The organism is Vibrio echinoideorum (assembly GCF_024347455.1).
GTDB classification, from domain to species: Bacteria; Pseudomonadota; Gammaproteobacteria; order Enterobacterales; family Vibrionaceae; genus Vibrio; species Vibrio echinoideorum.
Genome location: NZ_AP025483.1, coordinates 45,087 through 62,938, shown reverse-complemented (window position 1 = coordinate 62,938; position 17,852 = coordinate 45,087). Strand labels below are relative to the sequence as shown.

16 protein-coding genes are annotated in these 17,852 nt (G+C 45.4%); 11 read left to right on the top strand and 5 right to left on the bottom strand.

Annotated elements, in window-relative coordinates; genetic code table 11:
• Positions 1–76: 76 nt before the first annotated feature.
• Positions 77–388, bottom strand: a complete 312-nt coding sequence (locus tag OCV36_RS00275) for a DUF3630 family protein (protein ID WP_017075876.1) — start codon at positions 386–388, stop codon at positions 77–79.
• 73 nt (positions 389–461) lie between these two features.
• On the bottom strand, positions 462–2,300 hold the full coding sequence (gene recQ / locus OCV36_RS00270; protein ID WP_017075877.1) for an ATP-dependent DNA helicase RecQ: 1,839 nt from the start codon (positions 2,298–2,300) through the stop codon (positions 462–464).
• 179 nt (positions 2,301–2,479) lie between these two features.
• Between recQ and rarD the strand changes: the two genes are divergently transcribed.
• From rarD to tpx, 5 genes are all read left to right on the top strand, one after another.
• On the top strand, positions 2,480–3,388 hold the full coding sequence (rarD, locus tag OCV36_RS00265) for an EamA family transporter RarD (protein ID WP_135459214.1): 909 nt from the start codon (positions 2,480–2,482) through the stop codon (positions 3,386–3,388).
• 86 nt (positions 3,389–3,474) lie between these two features.
• Positions 3,475–4,269, top strand: coding sequence for an AraC family transcriptional regulator (locus OCV36_RS00260; protein ID WP_135459212.1), 795 nt, complete (start codon positions 3,475–3,477; stop codon positions 4,267–4,269).
• Positions 4,270–4,368: 99 nt separating this feature from the next.
• On the top strand, positions 4,369–5,031 hold the full coding sequence (locus tag OCV36_RS00255) for a LysE family translocator (protein WP_017075880.1): 663 nt from the start codon (positions 4,369–4,371) through the stop codon (positions 5,029–5,031).
• A gap of 91 nt (positions 5,032–5,122) precedes the next feature.
• A complete protein-coding gene (gene ggt, locus OCV36_RS00250) occupies positions 5,123–6,880 on the top strand; it encodes a gamma-glutamyltransferase (RefSeq protein ID WP_135459210.1) in 1,758 nt (585 codons plus the stop codon).
• An 803-nt stretch (positions 6,881–7,683) separates the two neighbouring features.
• Positions 7,684–8,181, top strand: coding sequence for a thiol peroxidase (gene tpx, locus OCV36_RS00245; RefSeq protein ID WP_065205766.1), 498 nt, complete (start codon positions 7,684–7,686; stop codon positions 8,179–8,181).
• 135 nt (positions 8,182–8,316) lie between these two features.
• Here the strand turns inward: tpx and uvrD are convergent, their stop codons facing one another.
• On the bottom strand, positions 8,317–10,491 hold the full coding sequence (uvrD, locus tag OCV36_RS00240; RefSeq protein ID WP_065112057.1) for a DNA helicase II: 2,175 nt from the start codon (positions 10,489–10,491) through the stop codon (positions 8,317–8,319).
• Positions 10,492–10,754: 263 nt separating this feature from the next.
• Between uvrD and OCV36_RS00235 the strand changes: the two genes are divergently transcribed.
• From OCV36_RS00235 to OCV36_RS00220, 4 genes are all read left to right on the top strand, one after another.
• The gene (locus OCV36_RS00235; protein ID WP_016783738.1) at positions 10,755–11,015 is read left to right on the top strand and encodes a BufA1 family periplasmic bufferin-type metallophore; all 261 of its coding nucleotides are present in this window, start codon (positions 10,755–10,757) and stop codon (positions 11,013–11,015) included.
• Between the two features lie 64 nt (positions 11,016–11,079).
• Positions 11,080–11,940, top strand: a complete 861-nt coding sequence (gene bufB, locus OCV36_RS00230; RefSeq protein ID WP_135459208.1) for an MNIO family bufferin maturase — start codon at positions 11,080–11,082, stop codon at positions 11,938–11,940.
• On the top strand, positions 11,937–12,704 hold the full coding sequence (locus OCV36_RS00225) for an HvfC/BufC N-terminal domain-containing protein (protein ID WP_135459206.1): 768 nt from the start codon (positions 11,937–11,939) through the stop codon (positions 12,702–12,704). The genes bufB and OCV36_RS00225 overlap by 4 nt, the downstream gene beginning before the upstream one ends.
• A 1-nt stretch (position 12,705) precedes the next feature.
• Complete coding sequence (locus OCV36_RS00220) at positions 12,706–13,164, top strand: DoxX family protein (protein ID WP_135459204.1); 459 nt, start codon at positions 12,706–12,708, stop codon at positions 13,162–13,164.
• A gap of 85 nt (positions 13,165–13,249) precedes the next feature.
• Here the strand turns inward: OCV36_RS00220 and tsrA are convergent, their stop codons facing one another.
• Together tsrA and OCV36_RS00210 are read right to left on the bottom strand one after the other, a co-directional pair.
• A complete protein-coding gene (gene tsrA / locus OCV36_RS00215; RefSeq protein ID WP_017075887.1) occupies positions 13,250–13,531 on the bottom strand; it encodes an H-NS-like global regulator TsrA in 282 nt (93 codons plus the stop codon).
• A 102-nt stretch (positions 13,532–13,633) separates the two neighbouring features.
• A complete protein-coding gene (locus OCV36_RS00210) occupies positions 13,634–14,833 on the bottom strand; it encodes a multidrug effflux MFS transporter (RefSeq protein WP_210114742.1) in 1,200 nt (399 codons plus the stop codon).
• A 101-nt stretch (positions 14,834–14,934) separates the two neighbouring features.
• Between OCV36_RS00210 and OCV36_RS00205 the strand changes: the two genes are divergently transcribed.
• Positions 14,935–15,876, top strand: a complete 942-nt coding sequence (locus OCV36_RS00205; RefSeq protein ID WP_012605070.1) for a LysR family transcriptional regulator — start codon at positions 14,935–14,937, stop codon at positions 15,874–15,876.
• A 122-nt stretch (positions 15,877–15,998) separates the two neighbouring features.
• Positions 15,999–17,789 carry an aminopeptidase P family protein gene (locus tag OCV36_RS00200; RefSeq protein WP_135459200.1) on the top strand — a complete coding sequence of 597 codons (1,791 nt, stop codon included), beginning with the start codon at positions 15,999–16,001 and terminating at the stop codon, positions 17,787–17,789.
• Positions 17,790–17,852: the final 63 nt, after the last annotated feature.

The window sequence follows — 17,852 nt, the reverse complement described above, 5'->3', positions numbered from 1 at the left end:
GAATGGCGTTAGAAGCTATGTTTTTTAAAGCGAGGTTTTTAGGTGCTATGCCTAAAATTAGAAACCGCGCTTGAAGTTAGAAGCCACGCTTGAAAAGCGTCGCGAGATAATCAAACTCTTCTCGGCTTTCTTCAGCGTTTAACGACTCAAACCAGATTGATTCACTGTAATGTTCAGATTTTAAAAACATCCGGCAGTCTTCAAAATCAATCAACCAAGAATGCATATCGGCATCCCATTGTTTTTCGACAACAGACGCTGACAGTAACGCCACCAGCTTTTCACCTAACACTTCGTAAGAATCAAAATCAAAACTTGGAGACGTAATCAATAAACGCCCTTCGTCAGCCAAGTACTCTCTTAACCCAAATTCTGTTTGTGTTGTCATGTCCCTATCAACCTTATTCTTTTTCTATGAACTAACCGTTCTTATAAGCTAGCCGCTTCTACAAACTCATCGATTAACCGTGTGTAGTGATGTGTTCTTGAATCAAATCTAAGAATGGATCAGCGTATTTATCGAGTTTGCGTTGACCAACACCATTCACTGCCAGCATCTCACCGTAGGATGTTGGCAAGATTTCAGCCATATCAATTAGAGTTGCATCACTGAATACCACGTATGGCGGTAAACTGTCTTCATCAGCAATCGACTTACGTAACTTACGCAGTTTTGCAAATAGCTTCTTATCGTAGTTCTTACTGCTCAGCTTATCTGATTTAGCATTACGTACCGCGGTATCTAAACGAGGTACAGCAAGCTCCAAAGGCATTTCACCACGCAGCAGCGGGCGAGCCTCTTCTGTCAGCTGTAAAGTCGAGTTGCGAGTAATATTTTGGAACAGTAAGCCTTTGTGAATCAACTGACGGAAGATGCTGATCCAATAATCATGGCTATGGTCACGACCAATACCGTAAGTAGATAACTTGTCGTGACCATTATCACGAACACGAATGTTCTGCATACCACGCATCACTTCTACCACGTAGCCCATACCAAATGATTGATTAACACGATAAACACAAGATAACGCCTTTTGCGCTTCTTGGGTTGCATCAAAGTGTTTTGGTGGATCCAGGCAGATATCGCAGTTACCACATTGCTTCTCGCGATATTCACCAAAGTAGTTGAGCAACACCTGACGACGACAGGTTTGCGCTTCAGCAAAGGCACTCATCGCATTCAACTTGTGCATCTCAACTTGTTTTTGCGGGCCTTCTTCTTTTTCATCAAGCATTCGGCGCAGCCACCCCATATCAGCAGGGTCAAACAGCATCATTGCTTCCGCGGGTAAGCCATCACGACCTGCCCGGCCTGTTTCTTGATAATAAGATTCGATATTACGCGGGATATCAAAGTGCACCACAAAACGCACGTTGGGTTTGTTGATTCCCATACCAAAGGCCACGGTCGCGACAACAATCTGAATATCATCACGCTGGAAAGCATCTTGAACGTAAGCGCGTTCATCAGTGTCCATGCCTGCGTGATAACCCGCAGCACGAATACCGTTGTTACACAGCTTCTCGGTAACCATTTCCACTTTCTTTCGGCTACCACAATAGATGATGCCGCAATTGCCTTTCTGTGTTTCTAGGTAACGAACCACCTGTGACACCGGCTTGTGTTTCTCAACCAGGTTGTAGCGAATATTCGGGCGATCAAAGCTACCCAAGTAAGTATGCGGCTCCACCAGCTGCAAACGCGAAATAATATCTTTACGCGTCGCATCGTCGGCAGTTGCCGTCAGCGCCATATAAGGCACATGCGGGAAATACTGTTTAAGTTGGCCTAATGATGCGTATTCAGGGCGGAAATCGTGCCCCCATTGAGAAATACAGTGCGCTTCATCGACTGCAATCATTGAAAGAGGTAGACCTTGTAGGCGCTCGATAAAGTCACGCATCAACACTCGCTCAGGAGAGGCATAGATCATTTTAAGCTGCCCTGAGTTCATACGATTAAATACGCTCAACAACTGCTCCCTTGGCATCGATGAGTTTATACACTCAGCAGCAACACCATTGGCTTTCAGCTGATCAACTTGGTCTTTCATCAACGAGATAAGTGGCGAGATAACCAAAGTTAGCCCTTCGCGAACCAACGCTGGGATTTGGTAACACAAAGATTTACCGCCGCCGGTTGGCATAATAACCAAGCTATCTTTACCTTCAACGGCAAGATCGATGACCTCTTGCTGACCATCACGAAAGTCTTGATAGCCAAACACATCTTGTAAGATGTTTTGCGCATCATTCGCGGGAGTCGGTATTTGCTCAGCAATCAGAGTGGCGGTCATTGTGGTTCCTAATCGAGGTATAAAATCAGCCAGCATCATTCGCAAGCAAGGCGCACATTGTAGAGGGGAACGCTGGCGAATTAAACCGCAAATTGTTAGGTGAAAAGGGTTAACGCTCCTATACTGACCAACTCTCTTATAAATCTTATTAATAAGCACTCAGTGCCAGAGAAAGTTGTATGACCCCTGAAGAACAACAACGTACGCGCCAAGGAGTTTTACTTGCAGTTGGTGCCTACACAATGTGGGGTATCGCCCCTATATATTTCAAATCCTTAAGTGACGTCTCCCCGCTAGAGATCCTTAGCCACCGTGTAGTCTGGTCCTTTTTTCTACTCGCTTTCTTACTACACATTGGCCGCAGCTGGCGCAAAGTTCGTGACACCTTAACCTCAAAACCAAAAATGCTTTATTTGGTAGTGACTTCGATCTTGGTGGGTGCTAACTGGTTAATCTTTATTTGGGCGGTGAATTCCAATCACATGCTTGATGCTAGCTTAGGCTATTACATCAACCCGTTGATTAACGTGTTACTCGGGATGCTATTCCTTGGCGAACGCTTACGTAAACTACAATGGTTTGCAGTGGCTCTGGCTGCCATTGGTGTATTAATCCAGTTGATTGCGTTTGGCTCAGTGCCGATCGTAGCTATTGCCCTAGCCTTTAGCTTTGGTTTTTATGGCCTATTACGTAAGAAAGTCAGCTTAGAAGCGCAAACCGGTTTATTCATTGAGACTCTGGTAATGTTGCCACTCGCAGCTACCTACTTACTGTTTATTGCAGACAGTCCAACTTCAGACTTATCGATGAACCCGATGCAGCTCAACTTATTATTAGTTGCTGCAGGCGTTATTACTACCATTCCATTGCTGTGCTTTACGGGTGCAGCAACACGTTTAAAACTATCGACACTCGGTTTCTTCCAATACATAGGCCCGAGCTTGATGTTCTTGTTGGCCGTTCTGATTTACGGCGAAACCTTTACCTCAGATAAAGCGATCACATTTGCTTTTATTTGGGGAGCACTGGTTATATTTAGCTTTGATGGATTGCGTAACAACAGAAAGAATAAACGAGCTAAGCAGTAACACTGATCGTTTTTTACAAGACAATTACGAATGACGAAGATAAGCTTGGTTAAATTGATGACTATTTGACCAAGCTTTTTTGTATCATGGATAAAGTCCACTATTACTCTACACCCACAGAAGATATCAGCCTTATCCAAGCTCAATACCAAGAGTTTGCTTTTCAGCGCCACTATCATTTGGACTTTCACATTGGCTTGATCACTCAAGGCCAACAAAAGTTTGTCTATCAAGGAACAAGTCATCATGTCGGTGCTGGCCAAGTCGTTATCATGCCACCAGACGAGCTTCATGATGGTCACTCCAAACTCGATTCAGGTTATCAAGTCAGTGTATTTGCCGTTTCTCCCCAATGGTTTCAAGATCTTGCCGATCCCAAGAAAAATGGTCACACATTAGGCTTTTCGGAGTTGATCCTCTCCGATCAAGCGGCTTTTTCACAACTGTGTAACCTGCATGGCCTGTTAATCAGTCAAAACATCAGCCAGCTCGCTCAAGATTGCTTACCTTTCGAAGGATTCTCGACGATTGTCGATCGTTATGCGAAATTTGGATCCAAAAGCCAAATTAAACTCGGCACCCAATCGATTCATACTTTGAAAGAATACTTAATGGCTAACCTTGACCAGCCCGTTCGCTTAGAACAACTCTCTGAGCTCTGCGGCTTAACCACGACTCAATTCCAACGCCACTTTAAAAACAGAATGAGCATTACGCCTTATGCATGGCTGAGCCGTTTACGTATGGAACAGAGCATGCGTCTGATTAAGTCAGGGATATGTGGTACCAAGGTCGCGCACCAAGTAGGCTTCTATGATCAAGCCCACTTCTCTAAAGCCTTCAAAACCACATTCGGTGTCCCACCGTCACAAATCAACTAAGTGTTGATAATTTACAATTGCTCGATTTCAAATCACGGTAAGCTACGCTCAATACGATTACTTATTTAAAAATAGCGGCAACGTTATTGAGAACTGACGATGAACGAAGTCACCATACTGATCACCCTAGCCTCTATCCACTTCATCGCTTTGATGAGCCCCGGCCCTGACTTTGCGTTAGTCGTGCAAAATGCGACTCGTCACGGCAGACAAACGGGCTTATACATTGCTTTAGGGCTATCTTGCGGGATCTTGCTGCACTCATTGCTGAGCCTGACGGGGATAAGTTATCTCGTTCACCAGCAACCGACCCTATTTGCGATCATTCAACTGGCAGGTGGCAGCTATTTATTGTACTTAGGCTACGGTGCATTGAAGGCGACCTGGCACATCATTCAACATCACGATGATGACATTGATACAGTCAATTCAAAGGATCTCATTCTAACCAATAAGCGTGAGGCATTTTCTAAAGGGTTTGCGACTAATATTCTCAACCCAAAGGCGTTAGTGTTCTTTATTAGTTTGATGTCGAGCCTAGTACCTGCTGACATGTCTCTTTCTGGTAAAGGCTTTGCTCTGCTGATCTTATTTGGCCTATCGTTGTTTTGGTTTTCGCTATTAGCTTGGATGCTTTCCACCAAAACTCTGCAGAAAAAATTGCATGAAGCGACTGTCTATATCGATGGCTTATGCGGTGCAGTATTTACCATTATTGGCGTCAGCATTCTTTGGCAATCGGCATCCTCGTTGCTGATCTAAATTAGAATCAAGATTACAATTCGTTAACAATACACTGGCTAAATGTTATTTCCACTGTCAATCTAGCTCTGCATATTAAAAGGAGAAGATCATGCAGTGGAAAACAAAACTAACAACCCTCGCTACTTCTACCCTACTTTTTGCCTCCCATGTCAGTTGGGCAAATCAAGCTGCCGATGCCGTCGCACCGGAACAAAGTAGTGGTTTAGAAACCAAACAACTCGTCAAAGCTAATGATTGGATGGTCACTGCGGCCAACCCGTTGGCGACACAAGCCGGTGCTGACGTGCTCGCTCGAGGTGGTAACGCCGTTGATGCTATGGTTGCCGTACAGCTTATGCTTGGCTTAGTTGAGCCTCAGTCATCAGGTATTGGTGGTGGCGCGTTCCTTGTTTATTTTGATGGTAAAGACAAGCAACTCAAAACCTACGATGGTCGTGAAACTGCACCACTTGATGCAACACCACGTCTATTCCAAGATGAAAACGGACAACCACTTAAATTCTATGATGCTGTGGTTGGTGGTCGCTCAGTTGGCACGCCCGGCACGGTTCAATTGTTGTGGGATACTCACCAAAAATACGGCAAGCTAGAATGGGCCTCACTGATCAAGCCTATCGCTCAACTGGCTGAAAAAGGGTTTACCGTCAGTCCACGTTTAGCTACCTTGATCGAAAACGATCAAGAACGTCTAAGTCGTTTTGCGACAACCAAAGCCTACTTCTTTAATACCGATGGCAGCCCAAAAGCAGCAGGTACTCAACTTAAAAACCCAGAGTACGCGGCAACGTTAAACGCTATTTCTAAGAACGGTGCTAAGGCCTTTTACCAAGGTGAGATCTCTGCCGACATCATTAACACAGTACAAACAGCGAAAGGTAACCCGGGCGTATTAGCACAGAAAGACTTCGACGCGTATTCAATCAAGCAGCGCAAGCCAGTTTGTTCCGCTTATGAGAGTTATCAAGTATGTGGAATGGGGCCACCGAGCTCAGGAGCATTAACGGTTGGACAAATATTAACGATGACCGAGCAGTTTGACCTGAAATCATGGGGGCCAAACAGCGCAAAATCTTGGCAAGTGTTAGCAGACGCTTCTCGCTTAGCCTTTGCTGACCGTGGTATGTACATGGCCGATCAAGATTACGTACCGATGCCAACCCAAGGGTTAGTGAATACTGACTATTTGCAGGAACGCGCTCAGTTAATTACCGCCGGTAAGGCATTAGAAAGCGCACCATCGGGCACACCACCGTGGGATCACGCAATGCAAAGAAGCCAAGATGTTTCTATTGAATTGCCGTCCACCAGCCACTTCAATATTGTTGATAGCGATGGCAATGTCGTGTCGATGACCACCACCATTGAGAATGCCTTTGGCTCACGCTTGATGGTAAGAGGCTTCCTGCTCAATAACGAACTGACCGACTTCTCATTCAAGACCCACAACGATGGTAAGCCTATCGCCAACCGACTTGAACCGGGTAAGCGTCCACGCTCTTCAATGGCTCCTACCATCATCATGCAAGATGATAAACCTTACATGGCGATTGGTTCTCCGGGCGGCAGTCGTATCATCGGTTATGTGGCGCAAGCGATCATTGCGCATACCCAATGGGACATGGATATTCAGCAAGCCATCAATCAACCACACTTCCTTAACCGTTTCGGCACTCTAGATTTGGAAAAAGGAACATCAGCGGAGAACTTCAAACCAGAGCTAGAAAAGATGGGATTTGAGGTCAACGTTCGCGATCTTAACTCTGGTTTACACGCGATTCGCATCACAAAAGATGGCCTTGAAGGGGCTGCAGACCCTCGTCGTGAAGGTGCAGCTATTGGCCAATAAGAAATAACCCTCCCTTTTTACTCGCTACCTTGTGCGAGATCTCTCACAAGGCAGTGAGTAATATCGCTATTTAACTGAGAAAATAAGCACACCACAAGCGTAACCTATTGAAATAAAACAAAACGTATATTTATCATTCAAATAGTTATATAGAAATTCGCTTATGCACCATTGCTGATAAGTAAGGAATCGGTAATATAAACGGTGTCGGAAGGATGCTGACACGGAACAGGAAACGCCAAGGATTTGGTTATCTTCAGGATGAAGATTCGATTACTCAGGATGAATAATCGGCATGGATAGCGAAATGGACATTGAATGGACGCAATAGTAACTAGGATGGTTGCTACTAAGGAAAGACAATGGACACCTCTGGACGAGGAAAAGACTGAACATCAGGATGATGTAAAGGACACCGCTCAAGGAACAAGTGACGCGCGCTAACGAGGATTGTTGGCAGATCAGGATAAGATCAAGGACACCGCTAGGATGGCGACGAAAGGAATACGCTGAAGGATAACAGCACACTATCATGGATTTGATGCATGGAGCACACTTAGTAGCCGGATTGCTGCGAGTAAGACTACAGACCCCGATGAGCGTAAGCTCTCGGGGTTTTTCTTTATCTATACCTTAATCCATTACTTTCCAATTGACCTTCTACTTCGCCTGCAAACCGAAAGCTCAATACGTTTAATAATAATTCTGATATTAAAGCATTCACTTCTTAACCACTTCAGAGTAACGTAAGTCGAACTAGGCTCAACTAGTTTCATAACCATAATTAAACTAAGGACAAATTCATGTCACACGTTACCTTCAAAGGCGCTGCTGTACCGCTAACAGGCACATTCCCACAAACTGGCGAACAAGCACCAAGCTTTGCACTGACTGCAGGCGATCTTTCTGAACTGACTCTTGCTTCTCTTAAAGGCAAGAAAGTGGTTCTAAATATCTTCCCAAGCATCGATACAGCAACTTGTGCAACGAGCGTACGTACGTTCAACGCAAAAGCAGCAGAGCTTGAAAATACGGTTGTGGTTTGTATTTCTGCTGACCTACCGTTTGCTGCTGGTCGCTTCTGCGAACTAGAAGGCATTGAAGGCGTTCAACACGCTTCGACTTTCCGTTCTCCTGCGTTCGCATCAGACTACGGCGTGGCGATTGCTGAAGGCCCATTATCTGGCCTAACAACACGTGCAGTTGTCGTTGTTGATGAGAAAGGTGTGGTAACGCACAGCGAGTTGGTTGCAGAGATCACTGAAGAACCAAACTACGAAGCGGCACTTGCAGCACTGTAAGTCTCACGCTTAGGCAGAAATGCTTTAAGCTCGTATTAACCTAATTTAGGTCGGTACAGAGCAATAAAAAGAGCAGCCATTGGCTGCTCTTTCTGTTTTTAATAATAAACGATTTTTAGATACCGAAGTAGCAGATTAAAGCTGCTCTAATCGAGCGTAGGCCGTGACTAACCACTTAATACCTTCACCGTTGAACGCCACTTGAACTCGGCTCTGCGGACCACTTCCCTCAAAGTTGATGATGGTACCTTCACCAAACTTAGGGTGCTTAACGCGAGAGCCTAAGCTAAAGCCCGTTTCGTTAAAGTTCTCTTTCACTGCGGTTTGGCTAAAGCGACCACTGCTTGCAGGGCGGCTCACTTGCGCTTTCATACGCACTTCATCCAGACATGTCTCAGGTAACTCGCGAATAAAGCGCGATGGTTTGTGGTACTTGTCCTGACCATACAAACGACGCATCTCTGCGTAAGTGATGTAAAGCTTCTCCATCGCACGAGTCATACCTACATAACACAGGCGACGCTCTTCTTCTAAACGCCCCGCTTCTTCGGCGGACATTTGGCTTGGGAACATGCCTTCTTCGACACCCACCATGAATACCATTGGGAACTCTAGGCCTTTGGCGCTATGCAGGGTCATTAACTGAACCGCATCATCAAACTCATCAGCCTGACCTTCACCCGCTTCTAAAGCCGCATGAGTTAAGAATGCCGTTAGCATGCTCATTTCATCTGCTTCTTCTGGTTTTTCAAACTGACGCGTTGCCGTTACCAATTCTTCCAAGTTCTCAATACGAGCCTTCGACTTCTCGCCTTTCTCTTGCTCGTACATCGCAAACAAGCCCGACGATTTGATCACGTGGTCGGTTTGCTCATGAAGCCTCAGTTCTATGGTGTCATCTTCAAGTGCATTGATAAGCTCGATAAAGCGGCTCAAAGCACCCGCAGCACGGCCTGGTAACACTTGCTCTTCTATCAGAGCAACACTGGCTTCCCACATGGTTGCACCACGATCACGCGCTGCAAGACGAATCGTTTCTAACGTTTTATCACCCAAGCCACGAGTCGGCGTATTGACGACACGTTCGAATGCCGCATCATTGCTGCGGTTACTCATTAAGCGCAGGTAGCTCAAAGCATCTCTGATTTCCTGACGCTCGAAGAATCGCATGCCACCGTAGATTCGGTAAGGCAGGCCACCTTGAATCAAAGCTTCTTCAAGAACACGAGATTGGGCGTTATTACGATATAGCATTGCCGTATCTTCTAGTGCTCCGCCTTTCTCCTGCCACTCTTTGATTTTGCTTACCGTGAAACGCGCTTCATCTAGCTCATTGTAAGCCGAGTACACAGAGATTGGCTCACCATCGTTGCCATCGGTCCACAGCTCTTTACCCATACGCTCGGTGTTGTTCGAAATAAGCTCGTTCGACGCCTGCAAAATGGTTTTGGTTGAACGATAGTTTTGTTCGAGTCGAACCGTTGAAGCTCCTGGGAATTCATCCAAGAACTTTTGAATATTTTCGATTTTCGCGCCGCGCCAACCATAAATAGATTGGTCATCATCACCCACGATCATCACGCGACAATCCGGGCCTGCCATCATACGTAGCCAAGCGTATTGAATGTTGTTGGTATCTTGGAACTCGTCGACAAGGATATGCTTGAAGCGAGCTTGGTAGTGCTCTCGGATGTGTTTCTTATCGCGCAGTAATTCATGCGATCGCAACAAGATTTCAGCAAAGTCGACCAAGCCAGCACGATCACATGCCTCTTGGTAAGCAGAGTAGACCTTTAACCACGTTTGAGTTATTGGATCATGGTAGGCGTCAATGTGACTTGGGCGTAGCCCTTCGTCTTTCTTACCATTGATCCACCAAGAAGCTTGCTTGGCAGGCCACTGCTTTTCATCAAGGTTTTGCGCCTTGATTAAGCGACGTAGTAAACGAATCTGATCATCTGAATCAATGATCTGGAAATCTTCTGGCAGTTTTGCATCTAGGTAGTGAGCTCGAAGAATGCGGTGACAAATACCGTGGAAGGTACCGTTCCACATACCCGATGAACTTCCCATCATCAACTCTTCAATACGGCCACGCATCTCTGCTGCCGCTTTATTGGTGAAGGTTACTGACATGATAGAAAACGGCGATGCTTGCTCTACGCTTTGCAGCCAAGCAATACGATGCACCAACACTCGCGTTTTACCACTGCCAGCACCAGCCAGAATAAGTAGGTTTTCTAAAGGTGCTGCGACCGCCTCACGTTGTTTATCGTTTAGGCCATCGAGTAAAAGCGAAGGATCTATCATTGGATATGCTCACTACTGGGTATTTATACATAAAAGTTGATTATAACCTAAACACTAGGCTGCGTTTAGGATAATAAGAAGAAAAAACAGTCAAAAAATAACATCACACAATCAATAACTTAAATAACAACACATCATTAATATCGATTATTTTAATAATGCTGTGAAATTATTTCCTGGTTCTTCCTATCCTTTTTAGTAAGCAAGTTAACAATTCTATAACCTGCTATGTGTAAATCAAATTAAGTCTAGAGGGAATGACTATGAAAAATTCTAATCTTGCTGTTACAGCTGCAATCACAAGTGTACTAGCGTTCGGCGGTGCAGTTCTTACATCAGCACCTGCGGAAGCAGCAGCAAAAGAAAAATGCTACGGCGTGGCAAAAGCTGGCCAAAATGATTGTGCAACCAAAACAAGCTCATGTGCGGGTACAGCAAAAGAAGACAACCAATCCGATGCATTCGTGGTCGTTCCTAAAGGACTATGTGGCAAATTATCAGGTGGTGACACTCAATCATCATAATTGAGCTGCTAAGTATGGTGAGCTGAAATTCGGCTCACCTCCACTTCCTATTAGGAGAACCGTTGTGACTGACACTCTTCATCCCAATGCAGGGGTTGGCCTTAGAACACCTCACTTGGACTTCTTTAGCCAAAATCCAACGTTAGTAAGTTGGTTAGAGGTTCACAGCGAGAACTACTTTTTAGCTCAATCACCGCAACGCCAACAACTCAGAGAAATACGTAACGCCCACAGTATAAGTTGTCACGGTGTTGGATTGTCTCTAGGTTCAGTTGATCGCATCAACCCCAATCACTTGCTGCAGTTGAAAGAACTCATCGATGACATCGAACCGTTCTTGGTTTCTGACCACCTAAGTTGGAGCCAAACTGGCGGTCATTACTTCAATGACTTATTACCGCTGCCTTATACCGAAGAGGCGTTAGGAGTCTTTTGCCGTAACGTGTTAGAGGTTCAAGATAGCCTACAACGCCCTATGCTAATTGAGAACCCATCCAGTTATCTCGCCTTCAAGCATTCAACTATCCCAGAGTGGGAATTTTTGGCAGAGGTACAGAAGCGCACCGGGTGTCGACTATTACTCGATTTCAATAATATTTTTGTCTCATCTTTTAATCATGGCTTCAGCTGTGAAGAATACTTAAGTGGAATTCCTGCAGACAAAGTGGAAGAGATTCACTTGGCAGGTTTTACCAAAAAGAAACTCGAACAAGGTGAGATCTGGATAGATACACACAGCAAACCTGTCTGTGACGAAGTGTGGAAACTCTACACTGACTGGATAGCACAACATGGTTCGCGCCATACCTTGATTGAATGGGATTTAGATATTCCTGAGCCACAAATATTGTTGGCTGAAGCAACCAAAGCCAGTGATATCTTGTATCAACACTACAAATTCAACCAAAGGAGTCGCGCATCATGAGCCACTCCCTAGCAGATGTTCAATTGGAATTTGCTAACGCCCTACGCTACCAAAATAATGGTGAGCATTGCGACATAGTGAGCGACCATTTTACTGATGAGCAACGCATTCAGATTTACCGTAATAACTTTGTGATTAGCTTGAGCGAAGTACTGGCTGCTACGTATCCACTCACTGAAATGCTGGTTGGTGAAGAATGCTTCCAACAGATGGCTCGTCGACATGTCTTAAGTTATCCATCAACCTCTGGTGATGTCAGTGGTTACGGAGAACATTTTGAACAGACTATCCAAGCCTTTCCTGCCGTTATTGAGGCTGCCCCTTATCTCGCTGAAGTGGCTTTGTATGAATGGAAAAAAGATAGCTTAGTCAGATGTGTTTCAGAATCACATGTCGACCAACGCCCCCTTTCTTGTTTAGCTGATGTGCCACAAGAACAGCAAGGCGCTTTGGTCTTCCATCTCCAAGATTCAATAACGCTAGTCAATTCTAGCTATACGATGATCGCGCTTGAGCAAGCTATCTATCAGCAACAACTCGACGGGTTAGACATCAACCAACCTGAATTTGGGGTGTTAATCCGAGCTGAGAATTCACAAATTGAGAGTCATTGTTTGACAGAAGAATGCCACCAACTATTAACCGAATTGCAATCAGGCCAAACGCTCGCGGCAATAAATCCCTCACGACTACAACACCTTAATACTGTAATGGCACTCAACGTCATCTCAGGTTTCTCACTCAATGATGAATTGGAGACATAACATGGATAACAACACAGTCACGAACGTGATGGTTCAATACGATGCGTTGGTTGAGAAATCACAGGCGCTTTTTATTCCTCTGCTACTTTTGTTTTGCCGCCTATGGGTGGCGTGGGTCTTCTTTAACTCTGGGTTAACCAAGATAGCCACATGGGATAGCACTCTTTACTTGTTTGAATTGGAATACCAGGTGCCACTGTTACCTTGGGAACTTGCTGCCTACATGGGTACTGCAGCAGAATTGATTCTGCCGGTGTTCTTAGCACTTGGCTTGTTAACCCGACCAATGGCTGCAGCGTTATTCGTTTTCAATATCATGGCCGTCGTGTCATACCCTGTATTGTGGGCACAAGGGTTCTATGATCATCAACTATGGGGACTAATGATTCTCATCGTCGTGGTATGGGGAGCCGGACCAATGTCGCTTGATCGAATATTAAGAAAACAATTCGCAAGCTAGACCTATTTCACATCGCTCTTAAATTTACCTAGCCCTAAACGCAAAAAACCACTCAATCGAGTGGTTTCTTTTTATCTGGGATAAACTACTTGTTTAGAAAAGCCTGTAGTTCTTCAGCAGAGATACCTTGTTCTGCTAACTCTTTTGCTAATAGCTGAACCTGTTCACCTTTACGAGACTCAATCACACGCTGAAATTGGTAGATGATATCTCGCAAAGTATCGATTGGAACTTGTTTTGCCGCACTGCGAATACGCTCTTCACTTTGGTTTCCTAGCTCTTTAAGCAATTTACCAAACATGACCTTTTCAGGTGCATCTTCCATTTGTTCTAAGATGCGCGCCATTTCGTAGGTTGTTAATGACATTACAGTATTTCCGTTGTGGTATTAACGTTTCAATGAGTGACAAATATACCATGTTTTAACGTTTCGCAAACCGCCATTTGTATATTTTATCACCCTTGTAACTTATGCATTTGCAAACGTCGTATGCCATGACTTACCCGCCTTGCTCGCAAGCACCAACAGTGCTGGAACAATAAGGAACATTTGCAGTGCAATCATCACCTGCGATGTTAAATCAAGACGTTGCATGGTTCCAACAAGCAATCCTGAGCCACTCATTTGGAACAAACCAAGTAGTGCAGCTGCTGTACCCGCACGGTCACCAAAAGGTTCTAACGCTTTACCCGCTGCTGCACCTAGAATCCAAGCGAAACCAACTGAAGATAAGAAGATAGGCAACATAAATGCAATAGCCGTCGCTTGGTCTGCAAGTATCAACATCACCACACCCGCTAAACCAAGTGTTGAGATACCAACAACTAACGCCTTATAAGTACCAAAACGGTCCATAAATTTAGGGGCAGTGAATGCAGCAATGATGTTGATAACCGCGTTAATACCAAACCAGAAGGTAAATTCATTCATCGTCAAACCGAGGTTTTCCATCAACACAACAGGTGCAGAGGTAACGTAAGCAAGGATTACAGCCATCGCCATCAAGCACAATGTCGCATGGAAGATGAATGATGGTGTTTTCAGTACCGACCAGTAACGCTCTAGTTTAAACACCGCGACCTTTTCTGTCGCTGGATTATACTCTTTCATTTGGAAAAACAAAATGGTGCCAACCACGACAGCGAACACAGCCATAAAGCTGAAGTTCGAGCGCCAGCCAAACTGTTGAGTCAACCAAGCCCCAAGAATCGGTGCCAATGCAGGGATAAAACAGATCGCACCATTAAGGTAACTGATCATTCGGCCGCTCTTCTGCGGGCCAAATAGATCGCGAACCGTTGCAAAGGCTGCTACAGAAGTCGCACAAGCTCCTAAGCCTTGTAACAGCCGAGCTATTAGCATCATATCAATCGACTGAGCTGCCCACGCCAAGCAAGCACTCAATGCATAGATACTAACACCTCCCAATGCAACGGTTCGACGCCCTAACTTATCAGCCAAAGGGCCTGCAAATAATTGCCCGACACCCATGGCGAATAAAAACCAAGTAATCGTATCTTGTGCTAGTGCATGTTCCACGTGAAACGCTGTCGAAATTTGTGGCAGAGCTGGTAGATAAATATCAATAGCCAAAGGGCTAAATAGAACCAGCATTGCAAGTAGTGCAACCTGCAATTTGCTAGGATTTGGAAGCGCGTTAGAAGGCACAAGATTCTCCGGATGAGTTAATTTGGATGCATAATAACGGACTAAAGATATGAACAAAAATGGCATATACTCATTAGCATTATTCCAAATAGGAAACTCACATGAATATCGAGAAACTATCACGCCTCGACCTCAATCTATTGGTTTGCTTGCAGGTGCTGATGGAAGAGCTGAGTGTCACGCGCACCGCACATCGATTATGCTTGAGCCAATCGGCTGTGAGTAAGTCGTTAGCCAAGCTTCGTGAGCAATTTAATGATCCCCTTTTTACGCGAAGTGCCCATGGCCTACGACCAACACCGAAAGCTGTTTTTCTCAAGCCTCGATTAGAAACACTGATCAATCAACTTGATGTACTGACCCAACCAGAGACATTCATTCCCAACAACAGTGACCACAGTTTTCATATTGCAGCCGTTGAGAGTGTTTACCCACTGATTCTTCCGCACTTCTTACCCGCAATATTTCGGCAAGCGCCTAAGGTCAATATCAACACCCACGCGTGGACAGAGCAAACCTTTAAGAAACTGCAGCTTGGTGAACTAGATATCGGACTCACAGGCAAAGACATCGACATCAACGATGCGCGTTTAACCATGCTGCCGCCAGACGACATCTGCGAACAAGAGATCTACCGCGATGCACAGATGTGTGTGTTAAGACGCAACCACCCTGCACTGAGTGGTAAGTGGGATCTAGAAACCTACCTTGCGCAGCGTCATGTACAAGTAAGGTGTGATGGTAATGACCGTTGGCTATTAGACTACAAACTTGCCGATCTTGGCCACCAACGTGATATCGCTATTTCAGTTCCAGACTTCAATAGCGCGGCGAGCCTGTGTACCTACACCGACTTTGTGTTTACAGCACCAAGCCACTTTACTTACCTGGTCGCCAAGCAACTCGATTTAGTGGTTGTTCCTTTACCTATGGAATTCCCGCCGATGGCATACACTCTATTTTGGCACCGTGACAGAGAAAATGACCCAGCCTTAACTTGGTTGCGAGATATCATCAAAGAAAAAACTCTGCACCTTAGATAAAAATGGCGTACAGCGTTTGCAGCAAACGAACAAAAGCGCTAGCTTATTGACCTAATAAGTCCCCTCACCTGTCTATCTATGGTGAGTGTTAACAAGGACCCTAACAATAAGGATAAACACAGATGCACAATATCACTGCTGAACGCGTTGCTGCGGTTCGAGCTTGGCTTGAAACAAACAACCTAGATGCCGCTATCATTCCACACGAAGACGAATATCTAGGTGAATACGTTCCAGCTCATAACGAGCGACTTCACTGGTTAACAGGTTTCACAGGCTCTGCAGGTGCCGCTGTTATTACTCGTGAAACTGCTGCTATTTTTGTTGATGGTCGCTATACCGTTCAGGTTCGTAAGCAGGTGCCAGCAGAGTTATTTGAGTATCGCCACCTTATTGAAGAACCGGCTTTAGATTGGATCGTCAATTCATTACCACAAGGCAGTAAGGTTGCATTCGACCCACGCATGCACACTGCCGCTTGGTTGAAAGGCGCACAAGCAAAACTAGCAGATAAAGTTGAGCTAACAACGCTATCAGCAAACCCGATTGATGAGCTTTGGTCTGATCGTCCTGAGCCTGTAGTGTCTGATGTGCGCCTAATGGCAACAAACGCCGTTGGTCAATCAAGCGAGAGTAAGCGCGCTGAGATTGCTGCCTTGTTAAAAGCAAAAGGTGCAGACGCCGCTATCCTTACCGAGCTTGACTCAATCTGTTGGTTGCTTAACGTTCGTGGTTTAGACGTATCACGCCTACCTGTTGTACTATCCAACGCTATCATTCACGCCGATGAAAGCGTCGATTTCTTCCTAGACCCAGCACGCATCCCAGCAGGCTTTGAAGCACACGTTGGTAATGGTATTCGCGTTTCCCACCCATCAGAGCTTGAAGCGCGCCTTCAGTCTTTAGAAAGCAAAAATGTATCTGTAGATTCAGGCACAAGCAATGCTTGGTACACGCTTGTTCTGCAAAACGCTGGCGCTCATATCATTGAAGCAGCAGACCCATGTCTAATGCCAAAAGCCGCTAAAAACGAAACTGAAATTGCCGGCATGAAAGCGTGTCACATTCGTGATGGCGTAGCGATGGCGAAATTCCTATCTTGGATTGATGCAGAAGTCGCACAAGGTAACCTGCACAACGAAGCGGTATTGGCTGACAAAGTCCAGTCGTTCCGTGAGCAAGACCCAACGCTGATGGACCTAAGTTTTGACACAATTTCAGCAGCAGGCGGAAACGCAGCTATGTGTCACTACAACCATGAGAACCAACCTGAACCAGGTCAGTTAGAACTGAATACTTTGTACCTAGTCGATTCAGGCGGCCAGTACTTAGATGGTACAACCGACATCACTCGTACTATCGCGATTGGCCAACCAAGCGATGAAATGATTCAGCAGTTCACTCTCGCACTGAAAGGTCACATCGGCATTGCACGTGCACGTTTCCCTCAAGGTACTCGTGGTTTCCAACTGGATATCCTAGCGCGTCAGCACTTATGGGCAGAAGGCTTCGACTACGACCACGGTACTGGTCACGGTGTTGGTCATTTCCTAAGTGTTCATGAAGGACCGCAAAGCATCTCTAAGAAGTTGATCGACGTGCCTCTAGTTGAAGGTATGGTGTTATCAAACGAACCGGGTTACTACCGTGCTGATGAATTTGGTATCCGCATCGAGAACCTAGAACTGGTTGTTGAGCTGCCAACTCAGGGTGACTTCTCTGTACTGACGTTTGAATCACTAACTCGTTGCCCTGTCGATAAGCGCAACATCAATGTTGATTTACTAACACGACCTGAACTGGCATGGCTGAACGACTACCATCAGAAAGTATGGGACGACGTTAGTCCACTAGTTGAAGGTGATACGTTGGAATGGCTACGCCAATCAACGACACCATTAGCTCACGCTTAATGCTTCGCTAAGCTGTTAACTGAACCAAAACGAACTTGCTAAGTTAAATAGAAAAACGGCTAC

Coding starts and splice junctions, on each gene's coding strand:
- recQ (WP_017075877.1), bottom strand. CDS start 2,300: ATGACCGCCACTCTGATTGCTGAGCAAATACCGACTCCCGCGAATGAT.
- OCV36_RS00255 (WP_017075880.1), top strand. CDS start 4,369: ATGAACGAAGTCACCATACTGATCACCCTAGCCTCTATCCACTTCATC.
- OCV36_RS00275 (WP_017075876.1), bottom strand. CDS start 388: ATGACAACACAAACAGAATTTGGGTTAAGAGAGTACTTGGCTGACGAA.
- OCV36_RS00220 (WP_135459204.1), top strand. CDS start 12,706: ATGGATAACAACACAGTCACGAACGTGATGGTTCAATACGATGCGTTG.
- OCV36_RS00200 (WP_135459200.1), top strand. CDS start 15,999: ATGCACAATATCACTGCTGAACGCGTTGCTGCGGTTCGAGCTTGGCTT.
- OCV36_RS00225 (WP_135459206.1), top strand. CDS start 11,937: ATGAGCCACTCCCTAGCAGATGTTCAATTGGAATTTGCTAACGCCCTA.
- ggt (WP_135459210.1), top strand. CDS start 5,123: ATGCAGTGGAAAACAAAACTAACAACCCTCGCTACTTCTACCCTACTT.
- OCV36_RS00235 (WP_016783738.1), top strand. CDS start 10,755: ATGAAAAATTCTAATCTTGCTGTTACAGCTGCAATCACAAGTGTACTA.
- OCV36_RS00205 (WP_012605070.1), top strand. CDS start 14,935: ATGAATATCGAGAAACTATCACGCCTCGACCTCAATCTATTGGTTTGC.
- tpx (WP_065205766.1), top strand. CDS start 7,684: ATGTCACACGTTACCTTCAAAGGCGCTGCTGTACCGCTAACAGGCACA.
- uvrD (WP_065112057.1), bottom strand. CDS start 10,491: ATGATAGATCCTTCGCTTTTACTCGATGGCCTAAACGATAAACAACGT.
- OCV36_RS00260 (WP_135459212.1), top strand. CDS start 3,475: ATGGATAAAGTCCACTATTACTCTACACCCACAGAAGATATCAGCCTT.
- tsrA (WP_017075887.1), bottom strand. CDS start 13,531: ATGTCATTAACAACCTACGAAATGGCGCGCATCTTAGAACAAATGGAA.
- rarD (WP_135459214.1), top strand. CDS start 2,480: ATGACCCCTGAAGAACAACAACGTACGCGCCAAGGAGTTTTACTTGCA.